Here is a 22,805-nt window from a genome sequence, read left to right on the forward strand (position 1 = left end):
GTGGCATGAGCAGATCAGCTTCAAATAAGATATAAGCGTGCTAACCCTTCACGGTGTTGATGGATTACTCGGGGGCAGAGTAAAGCCAGCTGGAAATTGCATTCCAGTCCAATGTCAAACGGAACTCGAACGCAGTCCGTACGAAGATTTTAGTGCTGAACTTTCTGGCCGACGCTGGAAATTGCACCCACAGAAGGGGTCAGCGACATGATGAGCTTGCGGTAGAAATCCAGGCGGCGCGCGTCTATTTTTTCTTCCTGCACCGCTTGTAGCAAGGCGCAGCCGGGTTCACCGATATGGCGGCAATTGTTGAATCTGCATTGGCCAAGGTAGCGATGAAATTCCACGAATGCCCACGCGACTTCCTCACTACTCATATGTTGCAGGCCGAATTGCTGCACGCCGGGCGAATCGATAATGCGGCTGGTTTCGTCGAGGTGATAGAGTCGTGCGTGGGTTGTAGTGTGGCGTCCGGTATCGAGCGTTGCGGAAATTTCGGCGGTGGCCCGTTCAGCCGCAGGGATAAGCGCATTAATGATAGTCGACTTCCCCATACCCGATTGACCCACTAAGACGCTGAGATGGCTGTGCAGATAGGGCAGAAGGGGTTCAACATTGGTCTTCGCGCTGAGCTGTAGCAGGGAATAGCCAAGCCTTTCGTAGAGCGAAAGTGTTGCGAATGCAGCGCGTGTCGGCTCAGCCAGATCAGCTTTATTGAGTACAATCAGCGTCTTGATACGCTGACTTTCGGCGGCAACCAGGCAGCGGTTTATCAATTCCTCGCTAAATGCAGGTACCGCAGCCACCACAATGATTATCTGGGTAACGTTGGCAGCGATGAGCTTCTGCCGGGAGGTGTCGCTGCGATACAGTAGCGCGCTGCGCGGCAGGATGGTTTCAATCACCCCCTGCCTTGGGCTGGTCAGGTGAATCTCTACCTGGTCGCCACATGCTGCCCCCCCTTTTTTTCCGCGCAACACACATTCGAGAGCTATGTCGGTTGCGGTTTTGACGAGAAAATGCCTGCCGAATGCGGCGACTATCTCTCCACGAATCGGCGATGTTGGGGAGCGGCAGGCTTGTTTCAAATTTCGAACAAAGTGTCTATTTTCGCGGCACAAATAAAATCATTCTCGGATAAACCGCTGACGGCATGCGTAGTGTATTCGACGCTGCATTTATTGTAGCCGACTGTAATGTCCGGATGATGATCTTCCCGATGGGAGATCCATGCGATCGCATTGACGAAAGCCATGGTCTGATAGTAATTTTTGAAACTGTAGTCCTTTCGAATCACCTTCTCGAAAAACTCCCATCCTTCGAGTTGCTGCATCAGCATCGTTATTTCGGCGGGAGAAAGTGGCGGCATATTGCCTTCGCACGGCTTGCACCGTTTCGTTGCAAGATCATTGGCGGTGATGTTCATTAGCACTCCTGCTGGTCAGTGTAAATGGTTAATCAGGATTTTATCGAAAGCCTGGCGGTACGCACCGGATCTCAGCCCTTGTATCCACGCCTTCATTCATGCTCCTTATGACAATTTCCTGGCCGATCTGTTGAAATATCCGGGGGTACCATTCCAAAAAACGTCAATTATGCGCCAGGTTTTCCAGCCGCGCTATTCTCATCGCCGCAGGCGGATGAGAATCGTAAAACGCCGAGTGCAGGGGATCGGGAGTAAGCGTTGAGGCGTTATCCTTGTAGAGTTTTATCAGCGCGTGTATGAGATCGGGTGCGGAGGCGTTGTCCGCCGCATATTTGTCGGCCTCGAATTCATGTTTGCGGGAATACAGGCTCGCCAATGGCTGGAACAGGAAGGTAAACGTAGGCATAATGAGGAAAAACAGTAACAGCGCCATCGCTGTGGAGGGTACCGACGAAACGGAGACACCCAGCCCCTGATAAAACCAGGGCTGCTGCATCAGATAGCCTAGTGCCCATAAAAATACCAGACTCATGGCGAAAGTCCAGGCGATACGTTTGATAACGTGACGTCGCTTGAAATGCCCTAATTCATGCGCTAATACCGCTTCAATTTCGGGTATATCCAGGCGAGAAAGCAAAGTGTCAAAAAAAACGATCCGCTTTGTTTTACCGAAGCCGGTAAAATAGGCATTGCCGTGATTACTGCGGCGAGAGCCGTCCATTACGAAAAGACCGCTGGATTTGAAACCGCATTTCCGCATCAGTTGTTCAATGCGCTCCTTGAGCGCTGCGTCTTCAAGTGGGGTGAACTTGTTGAAAATCGGCGCGATCCAGGTCGGGAAAATGGCGAGGACCACCAGATTGAAACCCATCCATGCGAGCCAGGCATAAAACCACCAATACGATCCCATTTTCTCCATCAGCCACAAGATGCTGAACAGCAGCGGTACGCCGAGTAACACGCCCAGCGCAATACGCTTGACCAGATCGAGGAAATACATGCGCGGCGTCATCTTGTTGAAACCGAATTGCTGTTCAATAACAAAAGTTCGATAATAGCTTACAGGAATTTCCACCACGCTCATCAGCAGGGCAGCGCTGATGATGAGCGTCATCCCGTGTACCAGCGGATCGCTCAACCAATCTGCCCAGAAGGCTGCGAGGGCATCCAATCCGCCGCCCAATGTGAATATCAGTAAAAGCGCGGTTTCCACCGATAGACTGACATATCCCAGTCGAGTCTTGGCACACGTATAATCGGCCGCCTTCTGGTGTACATCCAGCTTGATCTGAGAAGAAAAATTCTCGGGCACCCGGTCCCGATGGGCGAGAATGTACCTGATGTGCCGGGTTGCGAGCCACGTTCGTGTTAAAACAGTGGTTATCAGAGCAGCGAGAAAGATGGCTGTGAAAGTTTGCATGGTGGATAGGGCTCGCTGTAGTCCCGCGACTGATGAAGTGACGAAAGATGACGGGTCAGAGGTGATATGACACAATTACATGTTGGAAATTCAGGAAAGCGGTTCAATTATGGCACAAGACAGCAATAACCTCATCTGGATAGATATGGAGATGAGCGGGCTGAGCCCGGAGACTGATCATATCCTGGAGGTTGCACTGGTAGTAACCGATTCTCAATTAAATGTCCTGGCGGAGGCGCCGGTATTAGTCTTATATCAGACGGAAGCGGTGCTGGACGGGATGGACAACTGGAACAAGTCTACCCATGCCAGATCCGGGCTGGTGGATAAGGTGAGGTCGTCACGGCTGGATGAAGCGGAGGTGGAGGCACGCATGATCGCATTTCTGCAGGCGCATATCCCAGCTGGAATCTCTCCCATGTGCGGCAATTCAATCTGTCAGGATAGGCGTTTTCTGGTCCGCTGGATGCCGCAACTGGAAGCGTATTTCCATTATCGCAATCTGGATGTAAGCAGTTTGAAGGAATTGGTGAAGCGCTGGAAGCCGGAAATTTGCGCAGGCCTCACAAAGCAATGCAAGCATGAGGCGCTGGCGGATATTTATGATTCCATAGCTGAGATAAAATACTATCGCGAGCATTTTATCCGAGCATAGAACGGGATTAAGGCAAAACAAGAAAATGCTCTCCCGGGTTTGATGTAACCATTCCATCCCTATCAAGGAAAAATTGCGTATGTCCTCCGGCACCGTATTTACGATCGCTGTCAACCCAAAGATTCCAGGCCGCCTGGCTCGCCTCGAGGAGCTGGCCAATAACCTCTGGTACAGCTGGGATCGCTCTACGCGTTCGCTATTTTCTCGCCTCGATCCCCGCCTCTGGGGGGCAGTAGAGCATAATCCGAAAGCATTTCTCAAGCGCGTGGACGAATCGCTATTGCTGAAAGCCGCGGAAGACCAAGTTTTCCTGGCTCATTACAACAGCATTTTGTCGGCTTACGATTCCTACCATTCCGAACCTATCCGGAACGGTAGTACCAGCGGTTTGCATCCAGCCGATCAAGTAGCGTATTTCTGTTTCGAGTTCGGTTTCCACGAAAGCTTCCCAATCTATTCGGGCGGTCTTGGCATTCTGGCGGGCGACCATTGCAAGGCGGCAAGCGATTTGCGCTTGCCAATGGTCGGGGTGGGCTTGCTCTATCGACAGGGATATTTCTTCCAGACCATAGATAACCATGGTAATCAGCAGGTTGCGTATACTGATTCGGATTTTGAAGACCTGCCCGTAGCGCCCGTGCTACGTGCCAACGGGGCGGAAGTGCGAGTCGAAGTGGAGCTGCCGCAACGCAAAGTGGTGGTGAAGGTTTGGCAGGCGAAAATAGGTCATGTCACGCTTTATCTACTCGATACCGACTTGCCGGAAAATTCCGTAGACGACCGCGATATAACCCATCAGCTCTACGGCGGCGACAGGGCAAACCGGATTGAGCAGGAAATCATACTCGGCATCGGCGGCGCCCGCGCGCTGCGCGAAATGGAAATCAAGCCGACGATATGGCATATCAACGAAGGCCATGCGGCATTCATGATGCTGGAACGCATGCGTGATCTGGTACAGCAGGGGCTGGACTTAGCCAGCGCGCTGGAGGCAGTGGCGGCGAGCACCGTTTTCACTACCCACACGGCGGTACCGGCGGGCCACGATCATTTCAGCAATGATATGATGTCAACATATTTCGAGGGCTTTTACCGTGAACTCAATATCACCCGGGAAATGTTCATGGAGTGGGGGCGCGTCCCGGGCAATCACGATTTCAATATGACGGGCCTTGCCATTCGCGGTTCCCGTTTTCATAACGGGGTGAGTAAGATACACGGCGATGTATCAGCACGCATATGTAAGGATTTATGGCCTCAGATCGAGCCGGAAGAAAACCCGATCGCCTACATCACGAACGGTGTGCATGTACCCACTTTTCTGGCACAGGAATGGACTGATTTATTTGATCGCTATCTCGGTCACGAGTGGCGTAGCAATATATGCGATGAAAAGTACTGGTCACGCATTGAAGCGATACCCGATCACTTGTTCTGGAGTGTGCGGCAAACGCTGAAGTCACAGATGTTTTACGGCATACGCGCTCGTCTTGGCACCCAGAATTCCCGGAATCATGGCTCTGAAGCGCATCTTGATCGCTTGCTCAGATTCGCCGACCCCATCAATCCAAATATACTGACACTCGGTTTTGCCCGTCGTTTTGTCACCTACAAGCGTGCGACGCTGCTATTTGAGGATCTCGACTGGTTGCGCAGAATCCTGCTTCAGCACGACCGTCCCGTAATGCTGATTTTCGCCGGCAAGGCACATCCTGCCGACGTTCCGGGACAGGATCTGATCCGGCGCGTCAGCCAGATTGCTCGTCTACCGGAATTTGAAGGGCAGCTTCTGCTGGTCGAAGACTACGATTTACGTCTCGCCCGTCGATTGGTTTCCGGTGTGGACGTATGGCTCAACAGTCCAATATATCCGCTGGAGGCAAGCGGTACCTCAGGTATGAAAGCAGGTATAAACGGGACGCTTAACCTGAGCGTACTGGATGGCTGGTGGGGAGAAGGCTATAACGGCAAGAATGGCTGGGCTATCAAACCGGGACCGGAAAATATGTCTCCGTCGCTTCGCGACAAGGAAGAGAGTAAGGATTTTTACGAAACGCTGCAGGACCACGTAGTGCCACTTTATTATAGTCGCGATAAATTGGGTTATTCGCCAGGATGGGTGAAAATGGCCAAAAACTCAATGATGTCGCTACTGCCGCGTTACAATGCCACACGCATGGTGACCGAGTACACCAAGAATTTTTATGTGCCGGCCAGCAGGCAGGGAGCACTTTATTCCGACGACAACTTCAGCGGCGCGAAAAAAATCGCTGCCTGGAAGGATTTTGTGAGAAGGGCATGGGGAGGCGTAGCAATTCGCCGTTTGGATACGCCGCGCAAACGTATCAACTTTGGGGATGCGCTGCATTTCGATGTCGCTATGCGACTGAACGGTTTACAGCCTGAGGATGTGATAGTGGAACTGCTGGTGTGTCGTCAGCTCGAGAAGAGTACCTTATGCGAGTACAAACACTTCAGATTTGAGTTTACGGGCATGGAAGAATCGGGGGAGCATCTGTTCGCATTGAACCTTACCCCAGATTTATGCGGTAAGCTGGACTACTACATTCGCGCTTATCCCTATCAGCCTCTGCTGACGCATCCATTTGAAATGGGCATGATGATTTGGCTATAGATATCACCGCCTTCTATCAGGTGGGAGCATGCGTTCATGGATTATTCAGACTTCTTATCAGGAGAGTAGCGACAGGTAGACCTTCCGATACGCGGCCGCGCTGGAGCGCCAGCTGAAATCCTTGCCCATGCCGTTTCGCATTAATTGGGGCCAGATGGATTTATCATGATAGGCAGCAATGGCACGCCGGATAGCACTGAGAAAACTGCCGGGCGTCATATCGTGGAACAAAAATCCACTGGCGCTTCCGTCGGCCAACGTTTTCGTTGTGCAATCGACAACTGTATCAAGCAAGCCACCTGTGGCATGAACTAGCGGGGGCGTTCCATAGCGCTGGCTATACATCTGATTCAGTCCGCAAGGCTCGAAGCGGGAGGGCATCAAAAAGCTGTCCGCACCCGCTTCTATCAAGTGCGCAAGTTTTTCGTCAAATCCAATATGTACCGTAATTTTCCCAGGGTGATTTTTTGCCAGCCGGGTCAACTCCTGCTCCAGCACGGCTTCACCGTTGCCCAAAAGCGCCAGTTGTGCCGGCATTTCAATTAACTGAGCGGCGACTTGCCGCAACAGGTCATAGCCTTTCTGGTGAGTAAACCGGCTTACGGAGCCAAACAGCGGGACATCCGGATCGACAGTCAGCCCTAGCCGCTGCTGTAACGCCGTTTTATTGGCGCTTTTTGCCGCCAGGCTGGCAACTGTGTAATTCTTTGCAAGATCAGGATCAGTGCCCGGGTTCCATTCCGCGGAAATGCCATTGACAATACCGCTGATATGCTTGTGCCGCCCGGCGAGGAGGCCTTCCATGCCAAAACCAAGCGGCGCCGTCTGAATTTCTCTGGCGTAAGTGGGACTCACGGTAGCGATGTGGCGGGAATAATAGAGCCCGGCCTTTAAAAACGACATGCCTCCATAATATTCCACACCGTTTATATGAAAACTTTCGGAGGGTAGACCTAGTTGAGTTACGGTTTCAGGGGGAAAGACTCCCTGAAACGCGAGATTGTGGATTGCCATCAGGGATGCTGCCTTTTCGCCTTTATGGAAATGCAGATACGCGGGCGCCAGCGCACTTTGCCAATCATTGCAGTGAACAACTTGCGCGCGCCAGACGAGCGGGGTTGCATCGCTCGCCAGCGTCGCGGCAACTTTTGAGAGAAGACCGAAACGCAATGCATTGTCCGGCCAGTTGCGGCCGGCGGCATCCGCATAGGGACCCCCTTCTCGCCGGTATAGCGGGGGGCAGTCAATGACGAATATGGGAACGCGTGTGGATGTGTCCGCCACCAGCTTTGCAGCTAGCAGGGTCGATGGCGGAAATGGAGGTTGAGCGGCAAATTCGGCTATCTTTTGTTTGTTTTTGAGTCCTGCCAGTACTTGCGGATAGCCCGGAATAAGTATGCGTGCATCTACGGACAATTCACGCAACGCTGCAGGTAACGCTGCGCTCACATCACCCAGGCCGCCGGTTTTGTTTAAGGGATAAACTTCCGGCGTGACAAACAGAACGCGTGGGCCGTGATGTGATGAAGCACGTGACATGGATAATCCGCTGGTTATATTTTCTACATTGGTTTTGTTGCTGTCTGGCGGTTGAACGAGAACGTGAAACGCTTGGGATGCATTTACATTTCACGTTTTCATCCAGCACTACTTCATAGCGCAGGAATTGCTTTCGACCATGTTCCCGTTGTGGTCAAGTGCACACCTCATCCATCTCATCCGCTAGACTGCCGTGCCACTCGATATTCCGAGCGAAAGAATGATTCCTGCAAGTGGCGGGAGGCTGACAACGATCGAATCCGGTCTCCCCATCCATGGCTTGCCTGTCGTATCGATGACGCCCATGTTACCCAGATTACTGCCGCCATAATACGAGGAATCGCTGTTGAATATTTCGTGATATGCGCTCCCGGCAGGAACGCCAATACGATAGCGCCCGCGAGGCACAGGCGTAAAATTGAGTATCACCACTACAAATGAGCCATCGCATGCATAGCGCAAATAGCTGATGACGGAGTTGTCGGCGTCGTGGCAGTCTATCCACGCGAAACCCTCAGGTAAAAAATCGCGCTCGTGCAAGGCGGGGATACTGCTATACAAATGATTAAGGTCGCGTAAGGCCACCTTTACGCCACGGTGTTGTTCGTGTTGTAGCTGATCCCAGTTCAGTTCTCGCCCGGAGTCCCATTCACGTCCCTGAGCGAATTCGTTTCCCATGAAATTAAGCTTTTTACCGGGATAAGTCATTTGATAGGTAAACAATAGACGCACATTTGCAAATTGCTGCCAGGGATCCCCCGGCATTTTGCCCAGCAGCGACCCCTTGCCATGCACTACCTCATCATGCGAAAACGGTAGCACAAAATTTTCAGTGTAGGCATACAACTGGCCGAAAGTAAGCTGGTCCTGGTGGAAACGGCGATGAACCGGATTGTTCCTCATATAGGTTAGCGTGTCGTTCATCCAGCCCATATTCCATTTCATGGAGAACCCCAGGCCGCCAAGATGGGCAGGACGGGATACGGCTGGCCATGAGGTGGATTCTTCCGCCAGGGTCAACGCACCGGGGAATTCCTCGTGCACCATGATATTCAGTTCGCGCAGGAAATCGATAGCTTCCAGATTTTCCCTGCCGCCATATCTGTTGGGCAACCAATCACCCTGCTTTCGTGAATAGTCCAGGTAGAGCATGGACGCAACAGCATCCACCCGTAATCCATCGATGTGAAACTCGGACAACCAGAAATGAGCGCTCGACAGCAGAAACGATTTCACCTCGTTGCGCCCGAAATTGAAAATATGCGTGCCCCAATCCTGATGCAGCCCCATGCGCGGGTCTTCGTGTTCATATAGCGCGCTGCCGTCAAATCGGGATAAGGCAAATATATCTTGTGGAAAGTGCGCGGGTACCCAGTCGAGGATTACGCCAATATCTTCCCGATGACAGGCATCAACGAAAAATTTCAAGTCGTCCGGGGAGCCATGGCGACTGGTGGGAGCAAAATAGCCGGTGGTCTGGTAGCCCCAGGATTCATCAAGCGGGTGCTCGGAAACGGGCATCAACTCGATATGGGTATAACCCATTTCCCGTACATAAGGAATCAGATGCCAGGCAAGTTCGCGATAAGAGTAGAAGCGTCCGTCAGGATGCCGTTTCCAGGATCCGGCGTGAATCTCATAAATATTCAGTGGGGCCTGTAGCCAATCCCTTATCCCCCGGCTTGCCATCCACTCACCGTCGTCCCAGGTTGTCTCGCCCAAGCCCGGCGTACGCGCGGCATTATTGGGTCTTAGCTCGTAATGTGTGGCGTAGGGGTCGGTTTTGAGGAGGATCGCGCCACTATCGCGGTTGCGTATTTCATACTTGTAGAGTGAATTTGGCGGAATACCGGGTATGAATAATTCCCACACCCCGCTAAAACCGTGAACCGCCATCGGATGCATCCGCCCGTCCCATCGGTTAAAGCTGCCCACCACGCTGACGCGCTCGGCGTTAGGAGCCCATACAGAGAAAAGTACACCGCCGATACCGCGGCTTTCCACCGCATGAGAGCCTAACGTACGATAAGCTTGGCGTAATCGGCCTTCGTTAAAAAGATACAGGTCATAATCGGAGATTTGCGGCAGAAAAGCATAGGGGTCATAAGTTTCATACATCAGTCCCTCGGGCCCCGCGTTACCATCTTCGACACGCAATAGATACGGGAGGGGCGGTAAAGCGGCGCCACGCCATTCGAAAACCCCGACGGGATGTATCCGCGTCATCGGCTCAAAACTGCCTCCTATATCAATCCATACCTTTCTGGCATAAGGATAGAATACCCGTACCAAGCTATAATCATGCTCAAGGCGGGCACCCAGGTAACTGAAAGGATCATGCAGTCGCGCGGCCAGCAGCGCTTCCAGCAGTGGGTTGACTTCGACAGGCATGCCTTGTTTTATCAGATCGGGATGCATGCGACGATTATAGCTCGCACAAGGCCAAGGAGGGCAGGATCGTGAATTGATCAAACCTGGCGGCAAAAAACATTAGACATGGATACGGGGATGAAACGGGAAGTCTCTTCAGGTTGCGGCAATATCCACGTTCACTGCTTTGTACTCCCTGGCATCCCTTGTCGTACAATAGTAAGCTACGATCTTCGCCGTGCGCATTATAATCATCCGATTCGGCGCCCGGCGGTAAATGGAATAGCGGAAATAGCGCTCCACGCAAGACTTATTCAGGGGTTTCCCAAATGAAAGGAGAGGCTGACCTGCGTTTTCACAGCCAGATTACGCGTAATTCGATAGCAATGATCCTGGCGGGCGGCCGTGGCAGCCGCTTGCGGCAGTTAACGGATTGGCGCGCCAAGCCCGCGGTGCCATTTGGCGGCAAATTCCGCATTATCGATTTTCCGCTTTCCAATTGCGTTAACTCCGGAATTCGCCGTATTGGTGTTGCTACTCAGTACAAGTCGCAGAGCCTGATCAGCCATATCCAGCACGGCTGGGGTTTTCTGGATGGGCGATTCCATGAATTTGTTGAATTGCTGCCTGCTCAGCAGCGAATCGAGGAAACCTGGTACCAGGGAACCGCCGATGCGGTGTATCAGAATATTGACATACTGCGCGTTCATAATCCTGAGTACGTGCTGGTCCTGGGCGGTGACCACGTTTATAAAATGGACTATAGCAAGCTGCTGGCCGATCACGTGGAGAAATCCGCTGACATGACTGTCGCATGCGTTGATGTGCCCGTGGAGACGGTGAACGCTTTCGGTATCATGAGCGTGAACGAGGACCTGCGTGTCACCAGCTTCGCCGAGAAGCCCGCCACGGCTGCTTCCATACCCGGTAAGCCCGGGTACGCGCTTGCAAGCATGGGTATCTATGTATTCAATGCATCGTTCCTGTTCGAACAGCTGATTCATGACCATGATGACAGCAGCTCATCCCATGATTTTGGGAAGGATTTGATTCCGTATCTGGTACCTCGACGCCGGGTATTCGCTCACCGATTTCTTGACAGCTGTGTCAACATGGTCTCAGGTGTGCCATACTGGCGGGACGTGGGTACGGTTGATGCGTATTGGGAGGCGAATCTTGACCTTACTCACGTCACACCTGATCTCAACCTATATGATCAGGACTGGCCGATCTGGACTCATCAGGAACAGCTGCCGCCCGCCAAGTTTGTTTTCGATGACAACGACCGGCGGGGTCAAGCGCTGGACTCCATGGTTTCCGGCGGTTGCATCATCAGTGGGTCAACGGTGCGCCGTTCTTTATTGTTTTCAAATGTGCAGGTACGCAGCTATAGCAGTATTGAAGACTCAGTGATACTGCCCAATGTGGATATCGGACGGCATGTCCGACTGAGGCGGGCAGTGGTGGACAAGAATTGTTTAATTCCCCCCGGTCTGACCGTGGGATTTGACCCGGTAGAAGATCGCAAGCAGTTTCACGTCACTGAAAATGGTATTACTCTTATCACTCCCGAAATGCTGGGACAGAAAATACATTATGTCAGGTAAGGAATGAGGGCGCCAAGATAGCGAGGGTATAAACGAAGAGCGTCGCGGATCGCGTGGAACTTTCAGAGTTCCTTTCCATCAGGTTAAGATAGAAATGCAACCATTAAATTTTATCTTGCTGTGGCATATGCACCAGCCGGATTACCGGAATTACGAAACTGGCGAGTTTATGCTGCCATGGGTGTATCTGCACGCCATCAAGGATTACAGCGACATGGTATCCCATCTGGAAGCACATCCATCCATGAAGGCGGCGGTTAATTTTGTGCCGGTGTTACTGGATCAGCTGGAGGACTATGCGGCGCAGTTCGCCGTGGGGCAGCTGCGGGATCCCCTCTTGCGTTTGCTGGCCACGCCCGACCTGGAGCAGGTCTCCACAAGAGATCGTCTGCGAGCATTTGACAGCTGCTTCCGCAGCAATCATGTAACCATGATGCAGCCCTATCCCGCGTATAAACGCTTGCACGATATGCATGAGACGTTGCGGGAACGTGGCGAGGCCGAGCTGGCTTATCTTTCAGGCCAGTATTTGGCGGACCTGCTCGTCTGGTACCATCTTGCATGGACCGGTGAGAGCGTGCGTAGAGACAACGAGGCCGTGGTGAGACTGATGACGCAAGGCAGGGGTTTCAGCTACGCGGACCGGAAACAGTTGCTTGATGTGATCGGGGAATTGATACAGGGATTGATTCCCCGCTATCGCAAGCTGGCCGAGTCGGGTCAGATCGAACTTTCCACAACACCGCATTACCATCCGCTCGCGCCGCTGTTGATCGATTTTTCGTCCGCGCGTGATAGCGTGCCTGGCTCGAATCTGCCAATGGAAACCATTTATCCGGGGGGAAAAAGCCGTGTGGCGCGTCAGTTGGATTCGGCCATCAAAAGTCATGTGCGCCGCTTTGGTATCGCCCCTCGCGGGATATGGCCCGCGGAAGGCGCAATCTCCGCACCATTGCTGGAAATTCTGGCCGACCACGACTGTCAATGGAGCGCAAGCGGGGAAGGTGTGCTGGCCAATAGTTTGCGAATGTCGAATGCGCCCGAGCCCCTGCCTGAGCGTGGGCGCTATCTTTACCGGCCATATCGGGTAGAGGGCAGGGCCGGCGGTGTCACGTGCTTCTTTCGCGACGAGAAATTGTCAGACATGATCGGGTTCGAATACTCAAAGTGGTTTGGGCGCGACGCCGCCGAGCACTTGGTGCACTCTCTCGAGGACATCGGCCGTAATGCGGCGCCCGGTGAGAACCCGGTGGTAAGCGTAATCCTCGATGGCGAAAATGCCTGGGAATATTATCCCTACAACGGATATTATTTTCTCAATGATCTTTATGAAATTCTCGAGAACCACGGTTCGATCCGGGTCACCACTTATCAGGACTATCTCGCGACCGTAAAGCAAGCCGACGTTGTCACCTTGCCGGTACTGGCGGCGGGCAGTTGGGTGTACGGATCATTTTCCACCTGGATAGGCGATCGGGACAAAAACTGCGCCTGGGATCTGCTCTGTGCGGCCAAGCACAGTTATGATCTTGTGATGCAAAGCGGCCGTCTGACCGATGAGGAAAAGGCCAAAGCCGAGCGGCAACTGGCTTCCTGCGAGAGTTCTGACTGGTTCTGGTGGCTGGGCGACTATAATCCGCCATACGTGGTGTCGAGTTTCGATCAGCTGTTCCGCGATAACCTGGCTAATCTATATGGCCTGCTGAAATTGCCGGTACCCGAATCCGTACGCGAACCTATCAGCCAGGGTGGAGACACTCATGAGTCGGGTGGCGCAATGCGGCGCGCTTCTTAGGGAATCTCTGAACATTCGCAATTCTGCCGCCCGGCGGGCAAATGAGCGCTACAGGGGTTTTAGGGGATTTATTCGGGATCCCAAATAATGCTCATCAGCTCAGACTGACTGTTTTCCAACTGATATTTTTATTGCTGAAGCAAGCCGAAAATGGTTTCGGTCACATCTATCTCGCTGAAATGACCGTTTCCTGATGAGGGGACATAGTTATGATGCGGTTCGCTTGATCGGCGCCGGCGTTATGTCGGTTAGCATCCGCGCAAATTCGTGGCTAAAGTTCTTTTCTCGAGGATAACTCGATGTCCCGGCCCATTTCGCTGCTTTTTGGCGTTCACGCTCACCAGCCGGTCGGTAACTTTCCGGAGGTTCTGGCCGATGCACACCTGCGCTGCTACAAACCCTTCCTGCATGTGCTTTATCGCTATCCGGAATTCTGTTTTGCAATGCATATTTCCGGTTGGCTATTGGACTATCTGATTGATCACTATCCAGAAGACATGACACTGCTGAGGGAAATGGTGGCGCGCGGGCAGGTCGAGCTATTCGGCGCCGGGGATACGGAGCCGGTATTGGCGGCAATTCCCAATCGTGATCGCATCGGACAGATACGGACATTTTCCGATAAGCTGGAGAGGAAACTGGGGCAACGACCGCGAGGTGCGTGGCTGACGGAACGCGTGTGGGAAACAACGGTTGTTCCGGCGTTAGCGGATTGTGGTATCCGCTACGTTATCGTGGACGACTACCATTTTCTCTGTGCCGGCAAAACTCTGGCGGAACTGGACGGCTATTTCACTACCGAGGAGGACGGACGTAAACTCGATTTGTTTCCCATTTCCGAAGCGTTGCGTTACCGATTGCCGTTTTCTCCGGCTGAGGAAGCGGTAGCTTACCTCGAGTCTCTCGCTCAGAACAATACAATCAGCCATGGCAATGCCGCGATCTATTTTGATGACATCGAAAAATTCGGCATCTGGCCCGAGACTTACGATTGGGTATATGGAAAAGGCTGGCTCGAGAGCTTTATTCAAAATGTGCTGGCCTCGCCCATGATCCGCACCCAGCACTACCGCGATTACCATACCGCAGGAAAAACCCGCGGTGTAGTGTATCTGCCAACCACTTCCTATATTGAAATGAACGAGTGGACTCTCCCTGCCCAGCCCGCCAATATTTATGCCAACCTGGTGCGGCAGGCAAAGGCGTCCGGGTGGTATGAACACAATAAGGCGTTTCTGCGCGGCGGAATCTGGAAAAATTTCTTTTCCCGTTATCCTGAATCCAACTGGATGCACAAACGCATGCTGGGCCTTTCCACGCGGTTCGCATCGCTGCCGCAACCGCAATGTAGCAACGCCATGAGGGATAAACTCTATGAGTCCCAGGCCAATGATGCATACTGGCACGGTTTGTTCGGCGGCTTGTATTTGCCCCATTTACGACGGGCGGTATTCAGGGCAATTGTGGAACTGGAAGCGATGCTCGATGCCTGTGAGCCCCGCCCGGCGCGATTCGTGGAGGATACCGATCTCGACGGGACGGAGGAAATGTATTTACAGAACGGCGTGATTCAGGCCGTGTTGAAGCTGGACGGCGGTAGCAGTGTTTGCGAACTGGATTCGTATGTATTGAAGCATAATTTTGGCGATACATTGCAGCGCCAGGCCGAACATTATTATCAAAAAATTGATCAAAGTGGGTACGGCTCACATGGACACAGCGGCACCGGTATCGCTTCGGCGCACGAGCGAGTCAGTTTCAAGCACAAAGTAGATGCAGTGGATTTAGTGGCTGATGACCATGCGCGGGGGTTGTTCGTAGACCGCATGAATGGGGGATTTGTAAGCTACGAGCATGAACCGTTCGCCGCTGATGGCGTGCTTTGCCAGGCGGAAGCATTTTCACTTCACGTAAAAAAAAGCATCGGGCTTGCAGATAACCGGCTGCAAGTGTCGTATCTTTTCGCAGACGAAGCCCAGGGCATGTTCAGTACCGAGATCAATCTGGCCATGCCAAGTTGTGACGGCTGGAGCGGACGCTATATTTATCAGGATGAAATCCCTTGTGGTTTCGGCGAGCCACTTGAATTATTTGCCATGACCGGCATAACGCTGGATGATGATGCGCTGGCGGGAAATATTGAGCTGAAAGTTTCATCTCCGGTGGGATTAAGCGCGCAGCCCTGTTATTCAGTATCTCAGTCGGAAGAGGGTTTCGAAAAAATTATGCAGGCAGTGACGTTGATACTGGAATGGCCGGTGACGGCTGGGGAAGTGTTTATTTCTTTGGCAGTGAATCCAAAACAAAACGCCGTACCGGGATAATTGCCGACAGCGCGGCGATAACCAAGCAGAATTGCATACACGAGCCGCGCCATGCCGTAAGCAGGATCAGGGCCATACGTTGCGTCATCATTGTATGGCCGGAGTTCCGGTTGCTTCTATTCAAACCTGATTTTCGGCTCAAACCCATACTGGCAGCCTGGTTTGGGTTGTAGAGTTATAGTGGCGTTCGTAAAATTTCTGGTAAAATTGAGAATTCTCAAAAGAGCCCAGCAAGGATCCATCATGACCTATGTAGTAACTGAAAGTTGTATTAAATGCAAATACACAGATTGCGTGGATGTGTGCCCGGTGGATTGCTTTCGCGAAGGGCCCAATTTTCTAGTGATTGATCCGGACGAATGCATAGATTGTACTTTGTGCGTGGCTGAGTGCCCGGTGGAGGCAATTTTCTCCGAGGACGATGTGCCCACGGATCAACAGCATTTCACTGCGCTGAACGCCGAATTATCCAAAGCCTGGAAACCGATCATTGAGAAAAAGGATGCGTTGGCAGATGCGGACGACTGGGCAAAGATAACAGAGAAACTGGACAAACTCGAACGCTGATCCGGCAGCGGTCGCTTTTCGCCGCATGTCCCCCATTCTGAATTTTCCACAAGTTCTTCTCACCGAGATTCTTGCGGGCTATGACGGCGGTATAAAAGCCGCCGTCACGATTGTTACTCCCAACCGGCGCCTCGCGACAGAACTGAAGCGCGAGTTTGGCAGGATCCAGACCGGCAGGGGAATCTCTGTCTGGGATTCGGCTGATATTCTGCCGGTCACCGCATTCATCGAACGTCTCTACGACGACGCACTTTACTCTGACAGAGCGCCTCATTTACCGATTCTGCTTACACCTGCTCAGGAGCAGGTTTTGTGGGAGCGGGCCGTCGCCCATTCGGCAGCGGGCACAGTCCTGCTTTCTGTTACGGAAGCCGCACGGCTTGCCCGGGAGGCGTGGCAGCTCGCTCATGCATGGAACCTCATTCCGCGACTCAGGAACTTTCCGCTGAACGAAGATGGCAGAGCATTCCGTGGTTGGTCGCAATATTACGAGCAAATAACTGCCCGCGGACGCCAGATCGACCGCGCGCGGCTTCACGATCTGGTATCGGGGTTATGCCAGTGTCCGGAGGTGAGTAAACCGAAGCGCCTGATTTGCTATGGTTTTGATGTTGTCACACCCCAGTTGGCAGGGTTGCTGATCAAGCTCGAGGAGTCTGGTTGTGAAGTGATGCTGGCCTTGCCGCCTCGGCGGGCGTCGCCACCTGAGCCGGGAAATCCCAATGTACGGCGTGTGGCATATGACGACTGCCGTGAGGAGATTTACCATGCGGCAGTATGGGCACGAGAGCGAATCGAAGCCGATGGCCCGGTTCGCATTGGTGTCGTTGTTCCAGGATTTTCAGAGCATCGAAGTACGATCATGCGGATATTCAGCTCTGTGATGGAGCCGGACGTTCAGCGATCATTACCAGGGGCGGCAAGGCGCATTCCACCGTTTAATATGTCGCTGGGTTTGGCTTTGATCTCGTATCCTCTGGTAAACGCCGCGTTCCTCATACTCGAACTCGGCGCGGGGGAAATCGAGTTCGAACGCGCAAGCATTCTGCTCCGCTCACCTTTCATTTGCGGTGGCGAGACGGAGATGGTCCATCGTGCCCGGCTCGATGCCCAACTGCGCAAACGCGCGGAGCCCACGATCACGCTCGAGCGGCTGCTCGCCCTGATTGAGCGTGAACCGGGCAGTACAAACTGTCCGGTTCTTGTGAGCCGCTTGTCTGCTTATGACGAATTTCGCAAGGCAAAGCTGCTCGGTTCACAAGCGCCCTCAATGCTGGCCAGAGCGATTTTGGAGGTCCTGCGGATCGTCGGTTTTCCCGGCGAGCGCGACCTGGATTCAACCGAATATCAGACAGTTAAAAAGTGGCAGGAGGTGCTTGCCGATTTCGCTGCCATTGACAGCGTCATGCCACGCACCGGCTACGGCGAAGCGCTGTCGCGCTTGCGCCATATGACAGGCGATACATTGTTTCAACCCGAGACGCCGGATGTTCCCATCCAGATACTCGGTGTTTTCGAGGCAGCGGGCATGGCGTTCGATCACCTTTGGGTCATGGGGTTATCTGATGAAGCATGGCCGCCGCAGCCACGACCCAATCCGTTTCTGCCAATCGAGCTACAACGAGCCGAGCGGCTACCCCAAGGCTCGGCGGATTCATCTCTCGAGCTCGCGCGCCGGCTCACCGATGCGTGGCTGACGGCGGCAAATGAAGTTGTCTTGAGTCATCCGCGGCACGGCGGCGACCATGATACGCGCGAACTCTCGCCTAGCCCGCTGATAGCGGATATTGCTGTTTGCGAGCTTGTGTTGCCTGATTATGCCAGTCACCGGGATCTGATCCATGATGCACGCCGGCTTGAGCGCTTGACAGATGACGAAGCGCCAGCGATGCGTATGGACAGTGCCAAAGGCGTTGCGGGCGGCATGGCGGTGATAAGAGATCAGGCAGTCTGCCCATTTCGAGCATTGGCGGTGCATCGATTGGGTGCGGAAGGTATCGGAGCGCCTCGCGCCGGACTGGATGCAATGGAGCGCGGCACATTGGTGCATCATGTACTCGCCCAGGCATGGGACGGACTCAAGACCAGAAGTGCACTCGATACCATCAGTGATGAAGACCTTGAAGCGGTACTTATGCGTGCCGCGGAAGCCGCAGTCGCACGCATTCAGCGCGATCGTCCAGCTATGGGACGTTTAGCAGCGATTGAGCAACGGCGCCTGATGCGCCTGGCGCGGGAATGGCTCAACGAAGACAAAAAGCGCGACGACTTCGCGGTCGTGGCCATCGAAGACAAACGCAACATCGACATAGGCGGGCTTGCATTGACGACCCGGCTCGATCGGGTGGATGAACTCGGCGACGGGCGCCGCCTTGTCATCGATTACAAGACACGGGCGCCATTAGTAAACACGATGCTTGGCGATCGTCCGGAGGAACCGCAATTGCCCCTGTATCTTGTAACTGCCGAGCCGGAGGCCGTGGCGGTCGCATTTGCGCAGGTCAAGAAGGGCGAGATGCGGTTCACCCCACTTGTACGTGATAGCGATCTGCTGCCTGGCGCGAAGGCGTTTTCGGAATCGCGCCATGGCGGTACGTACGGCTCATGGGAGGACCTGGTCGCTGCCTGGGGTGCAACTCTTGAGCGTCTCGCTGCCGATTTCATCCGGGGTCATGCGAAAGTGGACCCCAAGAAATATCCACATACCTGCCGCAACTGTGACGTGCGATCTCTCTGCCGGATTCATGAACGGGCAGGGGGCGAGTTTACAGAGCAGGGGGACGAGGAGTGAGCAACGCTTCGCCTATGCTGAATACGCTGGTTCCCGCACTTGATCTTTCGCTGGACCCCGTGCCGGACTTCGGCGAGCGTCGCCGTGCGCTCGATCCCACGCGTTCTTTTATTGTTCAGGCGCCAGCGGGATCGGGCAAAACCGGGCTTCTGATTCAGCGCTATCTCACGCTGCTCGCGACTGTCGATGAGCCGGAAGAGATTATTGCGATTACATTCACGCGCAAAGCCGCTGCGGAGATGCGGGAACGTCTGATGGCGGCGCTTGCGCAGGCCGACCAAAAATCTCATTCGCTTGGAAGACCCGAAGCAGGACAGGAGACCGGCCACGGAAGACTGACTCGCGAGCTGGCTGAGGCGGTCTTGCGGCGCGACAGTCAGGCTGGCTGGCATATTCTCGATAATCCGGTACGTTTGCGTATTCAAACGTTCGATTCGTTATGCGCCTCGCTTACGCGCCAGATGCCTATGCTATCGGCGTTCGGCTCACAGCCGGAAACCGTAGAGGACGCATCCGATTTATACCTCGAAGCGGCGCGTGCAACCATCGATCTGGTCGAGGGGGGAGACGTCGTGGCGCAGAATATGCAGCGCTTGCTGGAACATCTCGACAACGACGTGGCCCGCGTCGAAACATTGCTCGTTGAAATGCTGGCGCGGCGCGATCACTGGTTGCGCCATATTCATGGCAGAGACCGTGATGAGCTGGAAGCCGCGTTGAAGAACACGCGACGCGACGCACTCAAGCGCTTGTGTGCGCTATATTCCGCCTCGATGTCCGCCTCGATGCGAGACGAACTGGTTGAGCTCGTGCGATATGCCTCTGATAATTTGGCAGATAACGGCAGGGATTCGGCTATTGTCGAATACAAGCAACTCACCAGGCTCAGCACAATGCCCGGTGACGGAGAGCAGGACGCCGCCTGCTGGCATGCCATCGCCGAACTACTGCTCACAAAAGACGGCTCGTGGCGCAAGCAGCACACCGTAAGAGATGGATTTCCGCCCGGCGCCAAGGCCAAAGCCAGTAAAGACATTGCTAAGGTATGGAAAGACAGGGCGTGTGCGCTCGTCTCGCTGTTGTCCGCCACTGATGACGGCGCACTTCGCCAGGCGCTGCACGAAGTTCGGCTGCTGCCGCCGCCGGCTTATACCGAAAAGCAATGGGAAGTACTCGGCTCAATCACACAACTGCTGCCACGCGCCGTGGGACAGCTCAAGCTTGTGTTTCAGTCACACAACAAGGTTGACTTTACCGAGGTTGCGCAAGGCGCGCTGCGAGCACTCGGCGAACCCGAGATGCCCACCGATCTTGCCCTCGCGCTCGACTATCGTATTCGCCATTTATTGATAGATGAATTCCAGGATACATCAATCAGCCAATATGAGCTGGTTGCAAAACTTATCGCAGGATGGGAACCGGAGGATGGTCGCAGTATGCTGGCCGTTGGTGACCCGATGCAATCCATTTATCGTTTTCGCGAGGCCGAGGTCGGGTTATTCCTTCGCGCCCACGCCGGCGGGATTGGCAACGTTGTACTGCACCCGGTTTCCCTTTCCACCAATTTTCGCTCGCAGCGCGGCATTGTGGATTGGGTCAATGCCACGTTCACGGAGGTGATGCCAGAGCAGGAGAATATCTCGGTTGGCGCGGTGCGCTATACACCGTCCATTGCAATGCACAGTTTGCTTGATGGCGCAGCGGTCAGCGTACACCCGTTTTTCGAGGATGACCATGCCGCCGAGGCGGTAAAAGTGGTAGAGATTGCCATGCAAGCGCGAAACGCTGATCCCTCCTCGACGACGGCAATTCTGGTGCGCAACCGCAGCCATCTCAACGAGATCGTCCCCCGGCTCAAGGAAATCGGAATGCGCTTTCGCGCGATTGAAATTGAAGGACTGGGCAACCGCCCTGTTGTGCAGGATCTGCTGGCTCTGACGCGGGCGCTAGCGCATCCCGCGGACCGAGTGGCCTGGCTCGCGCTACTGCGCGCGCCATGGTGCGGGCTAATGCTTCTGGACATGCACGCGCTCGCTTCAGCGCAAGCGGAGCCCGCCCCCGGCAATATGGATGACGTGGCTGCTGTCAGTGCAGCAGGAAGCAGGGGGGGAAGTACTACGGGGGCAGGCCACCGGACAGTGTGGGAATTGATCAATGATGATGCTCGCATGACACGGATCTCCGCCGACGGCCATGCCCGTTTGCTGCGTGTACGTGAAGTGCTGAAGGCATGCATGGTCAATCGCTGTCGCCAGTCTCTGCGGGCGACTGTTGAGGCAGCATGGCTTGCGCTGGGAGGTCCCGCCTGCCTAAATGATGCAACAGACTCGGAAGATGCCACAGCCTATCTTGACTACCTTGAAGCGTACGAAAACACCGGGAGCGTTCTCAGCCTTGCTGCACTGGAGGAAGGGCTCGCCAGGCTTTTTGCATTACCCGACGTGAAAGCCGACGGCACGTTACAGATCATGACCATTCACAAGGCCAAGGGGCTGGAGTTCGATTGCGTGATCGTACCCGGCCTGGGCCGCTCCTCGCGCAGTAATGACAAGAAACTCTTCATGTGGATGGAGCATTTACGGGGTGAGCTGCTTGGTGGAGAGAGGGAAGAAAGAAACGAAGGCAAGGACTTGTTGCTTGCACCGATTCAGGAAACCGGAGCGGAGGGCGATCGCATCTATTCCTGGCTGGAAAAACTGGACGGCGAAAAAGCGGGCCTTGAGGACGGGCGGCTGCTCTACGTGGCCGCGACACGCGCGCGGCAGCGCCTGCATCTGCTTGGCAGTGCGAGTATTATTCACGGACGGGAGGGCGGGTTCGAACTGAAACCGCCCGCGCGAAAAACATTACTGAGCAAAATCTGGCCCGTAGTCGAACCCGTCTATGCGGAAGCCGCGGCACGAGCAATATCTTCGCATATGCTGATTGCCACTGATGGCAACGAAGATGGCAGCGCACAGGGGAAAGGAAGAGAATATACAATTGATCAGTCTTTGCGACGCCTTGTATCCGGCTGGGTGCTGCCTATCGCGCCTCCGCCTGTACAGTGGAAGGCTCAGGTGAAAATCGCGCCAGTCCAGGGAGACATAGAATATTCGTGGGCTGGGGAAACGGCACGTCTTATTGGAAACATCGTGCATCGCTGGTTGCAGCGTATTGCCGAGGACGGGGTGGCGAACTGGAACGTGGCGCGGATTCAGGTTTTGCACGATACTTTCAGGCGTCAACTGCTTGCCTGCGGCATGGTCAATAATGGGAGCGATACGGACGCGGCTATCAAGCGTGTGATGACAGCGCTTGTCCATACGGTGAGCGACCCGCGCGGACAATGGCTGCTCGGCCCACAACAGGACGCTCGCAGCGAACTGCGCATGACAACCATTGCCGGCGGAGAATATATGGACTTCGTTATCGATCGTACTTTTCGCGATGCGGATGGTCAGCGCTGGGTCGTGGATTACAAGACCAGCAGTCATGAAGGCGCGGACCTGGAGGGATTTCTCAGCCGTGAACAGGAGCGCTACCGCATTCAACTCGACCGGTACGCCGCGCTTATGCGCATGTTCGATGGGCGGCCGGTGAGGCGGGGACTATATTTCCCGCTGCTCAAGGGATGGCGGGAATGGGGTGACGAGGAGTGAAGAAACCAACGAGGAATGAAGAAGCCGATGGGGGT

General features: G+C 54.2%; 14 protein-coding genes. 9 read left to right on the plus strand and 5 right to left on the minus strand.

Going from position 1 to position 22,805, the window contains the following annotated elements; all coding sequences use genetic code 11:
• Positions 1–149: 149 nt before the first annotated feature.
• From rsgA to CRO05_RS05830, 3 genes are all read right to left on the minus strand, one after another.
• Positions 150–1,088: a ribosome small subunit-dependent GTPase A gene (gene rsgA / locus CRO05_RS05820; RefSeq protein ID WP_235001307.1), complete on the minus strand. Its 939-nt coding sequence runs from the start codon at positions 1,086–1,088 to the stop codon at positions 150–152.
• Positions 1,085–1,426: a 4a-hydroxytetrahydrobiopterin dehydratase gene (locus tag CRO05_RS05825; protein WP_097066204.1), complete on the minus strand. Its 342-nt coding sequence runs from the start codon at positions 1,424–1,426 to the stop codon at positions 1,085–1,087. Before CRO05_RS05825 ends, rsgA begins: the two co-directional genes overlap by 4 nt.
• Before the next feature lie 163 nt (positions 1,427–1,589).
• Positions 1,590–2,846: a M48 family metallopeptidase gene (locus CRO05_RS05830; protein WP_097066205.1), complete on the minus strand. Its 1,257-nt coding sequence runs from the start codon at positions 2,844–2,846 to the stop codon at positions 1,590–1,592.
• 109 nt (positions 2,847–2,955) lie between these two features.
• On the opposite strand from CRO05_RS05830, the gene orn reads away from it, so the two are divergent.
• Positions 2,956–3,501: an oligoribonuclease gene (gene orn / locus CRO05_RS05835; protein WP_097066704.1), complete on the plus strand. Its 546-nt coding sequence runs from the start codon at positions 2,956–2,958 to the stop codon at positions 3,499–3,501.
• Between the two features lie 79 nt (positions 3,502–3,580).
• On the plus strand, positions 3,581–6,136 hold the full coding sequence (gene glgP, locus CRO05_RS05840) for an alpha-glucan family phosphorylase (protein ID WP_097066206.1): 2,556 nt from the start codon (positions 3,581–3,583) through the stop codon (positions 6,134–6,136).
• A 57-nt stretch (positions 6,137–6,193) separates the two neighbouring features.
• Here the strand turns inward: glgP and glgA are convergent, their stop codons facing one another.
• Both glgA and glgB read right to left on the minus strand, forming a co-directional pair.
• Positions 6,194–7,675: a glycogen synthase GlgA gene (gene glgA / locus CRO05_RS05845; protein ID WP_097066207.1), complete on the minus strand. Its 1,482-nt coding sequence runs from the start codon at positions 7,673–7,675 to the stop codon at positions 6,194–6,196.
• Between the two features lie 183 nt (positions 7,676–7,858).
• Positions 7,859–10,093 carry a 1,4-alpha-glucan branching protein GlgB gene (gene glgB, locus CRO05_RS05850; RefSeq protein ID WP_235001308.1) on the minus strand — a complete coding sequence of 745 codons (2,235 nt, stop codon included), beginning with the start codon at positions 10,091–10,093 and terminating at the stop codon, positions 7,859–7,861.
• Positions 10,094–10,374: 281 nt separating this feature from the next.
• Between glgB and glgC the strand changes: the two genes are divergently transcribed.
• The 7 genes from glgC to CRO05_RS05880 all read left to right on the plus strand — a co-directional run bounded on the left by glgC (position 10,375) and on the right by CRO05_RS05880 (position 22,770).
• Entirely contained in the window at positions 10,375–11,652 is a 1,278-nt protein-coding gene (gene glgC, locus CRO05_RS05855; RefSeq protein ID WP_097066208.1) for a glucose-1-phosphate adenylyltransferase, read from the plus strand.
• A gap of 94 nt (positions 11,653–11,746) precedes the next feature.
• Positions 11,747–13,447: a glycoside hydrolase family 57 protein gene (locus CRO05_RS05860; RefSeq protein ID WP_097066209.1), complete on the plus strand. Its 1,701-nt coding sequence runs from the start codon at positions 11,747–11,749 to the stop codon at positions 13,445–13,447.
• Between the two features lie 41 nt (positions 13,448–13,488).
• On the plus strand, positions 13,489–13,641 hold the full coding sequence (locus CRO05_RS15470; RefSeq protein WP_159462700.1) for a hypothetical protein: 153 nt from the start codon (positions 13,489–13,491) through the stop codon (positions 13,639–13,641).
• Positions 13,642–13,746: 105 nt separating this feature from the next.
• Positions 13,747–15,771 (plus strand): alpha-amylase/4-alpha-glucanotransferase domain-containing protein, encoded by a 2,025-nt coding sequence (locus CRO05_RS05865; RefSeq protein WP_097066210.1) that lies wholly within the window; start codon positions 13,747–13,749, stop codon positions 15,769–15,771.
• 243 nt (positions 15,772–16,014) lie between these two features.
• Positions 16,015–16,338 carry a ferredoxin FdxA gene (fdxA, locus tag CRO05_RS05870; protein WP_097066706.1) on the plus strand — a complete coding sequence of 108 codons (324 nt, stop codon included), beginning with the start codon at positions 16,015–16,017 and terminating at the stop codon, positions 16,336–16,338.
• A 25-nt stretch (positions 16,339–16,363) separates the two neighbouring features.
• Positions 16,364–19,129, plus strand: coding sequence for a PD-(D/E)XK nuclease family protein (locus CRO05_RS05875; RefSeq protein ID WP_097066211.1), 2,766 nt, complete (start codon positions 16,364–16,366; stop codon positions 19,127–19,129).
• On the plus strand, positions 19,126–22,770 hold the full coding sequence (locus CRO05_RS05880; RefSeq protein WP_235001309.1) for an exodeoxyribonuclease V subunit beta: 3,645 nt from the start codon (positions 19,126–19,128) through the stop codon (positions 22,768–22,770). Before CRO05_RS05875 ends, CRO05_RS05880 begins: the two co-directional genes overlap by 4 nt.
• Positions 22,771–22,805: the final 35 nt, after the last annotated feature.

The organism is Nitrosovibrio sp. Nv4 (assembly GCF_900215485.1).
GTDB lineage: Bacteria > Pseudomonadota > Gammaproteobacteria > Burkholderiales > Nitrosomonadaceae > Nitrosospira.

Bases quoted from the DNA above. Each gene is read 5' to 3' on its own strand.
- CRO05_RS05860 (WP_097066209.1), top strand. From the start codon at position 11,747: ATGCAACCATTAAATTTTATCTTGCTGTGGCATATGCACCAGCCGGAT.
- CRO05_RS05825 (WP_097066204.1), bottom strand. From the start codon at position 1,426: ATGAACATCACCGCCAATGATCTTGCAACGAAACGGTGCAAGCCGTGC.
- orn (WP_097066704.1), top strand. From the start codon at position 2,956: ATGGCACAAGACAGCAATAACCTCATCTGGATAGATATGGAGATGAGC.
- CRO05_RS05875 (WP_097066211.1), top strand. From the start codon at position 16,364: ATGTCCCCCATTCTGAATTTTCCACAAGTTCTTCTCACCGAGATTCTT.
- CRO05_RS05830 (WP_097066205.1), bottom strand. From the start codon at position 2,846: ATGCAAACTTTCACAGCCATCTTTCTCGCTGCTCTGATAACCACTGTT.
- CRO05_RS15470 (WP_159462700.1), top strand. From the start codon at position 13,489: ATGAGCGCTACAGGGGTTTTAGGGGATTTATTCGGGATCCCAAATAAT.
- fdxA (WP_097066706.1), top strand. From the start codon at position 16,015: ATGACCTATGTAGTAACTGAAAGTTGTATTAAATGCAAATACACAGAT.
- glgC (WP_097066208.1), top strand. From the start codon at position 10,375: ATGAAAGGAGAGGCTGACCTGCGTTTTCACAGCCAGATTACGCGTAAT.
- glgP (WP_097066206.1), top strand. From the start codon at position 3,581: ATGTCCTCCGGCACCGTATTTACGATCGCTGTCAACCCAAAGATTCCA.
- glgB (WP_235001308.1), bottom strand. From the start codon at position 10,093: ATGCATCCCGATCTGATAAAACAAGGCATGCCTGTCGAAGTCAACCCA.
- CRO05_RS05865 (WP_097066210.1), top strand. From the start codon at position 13,747: ATGTCCCGGCCCATTTCGCTGCTTTTTGGCGTTCACGCTCACCAGCCG.
- glgA (WP_097066207.1), bottom strand. From the start codon at position 7,675: ATGTCACGTGCTTCATCACATCACGGCCCACGCGTTCTGTTTGTCACG.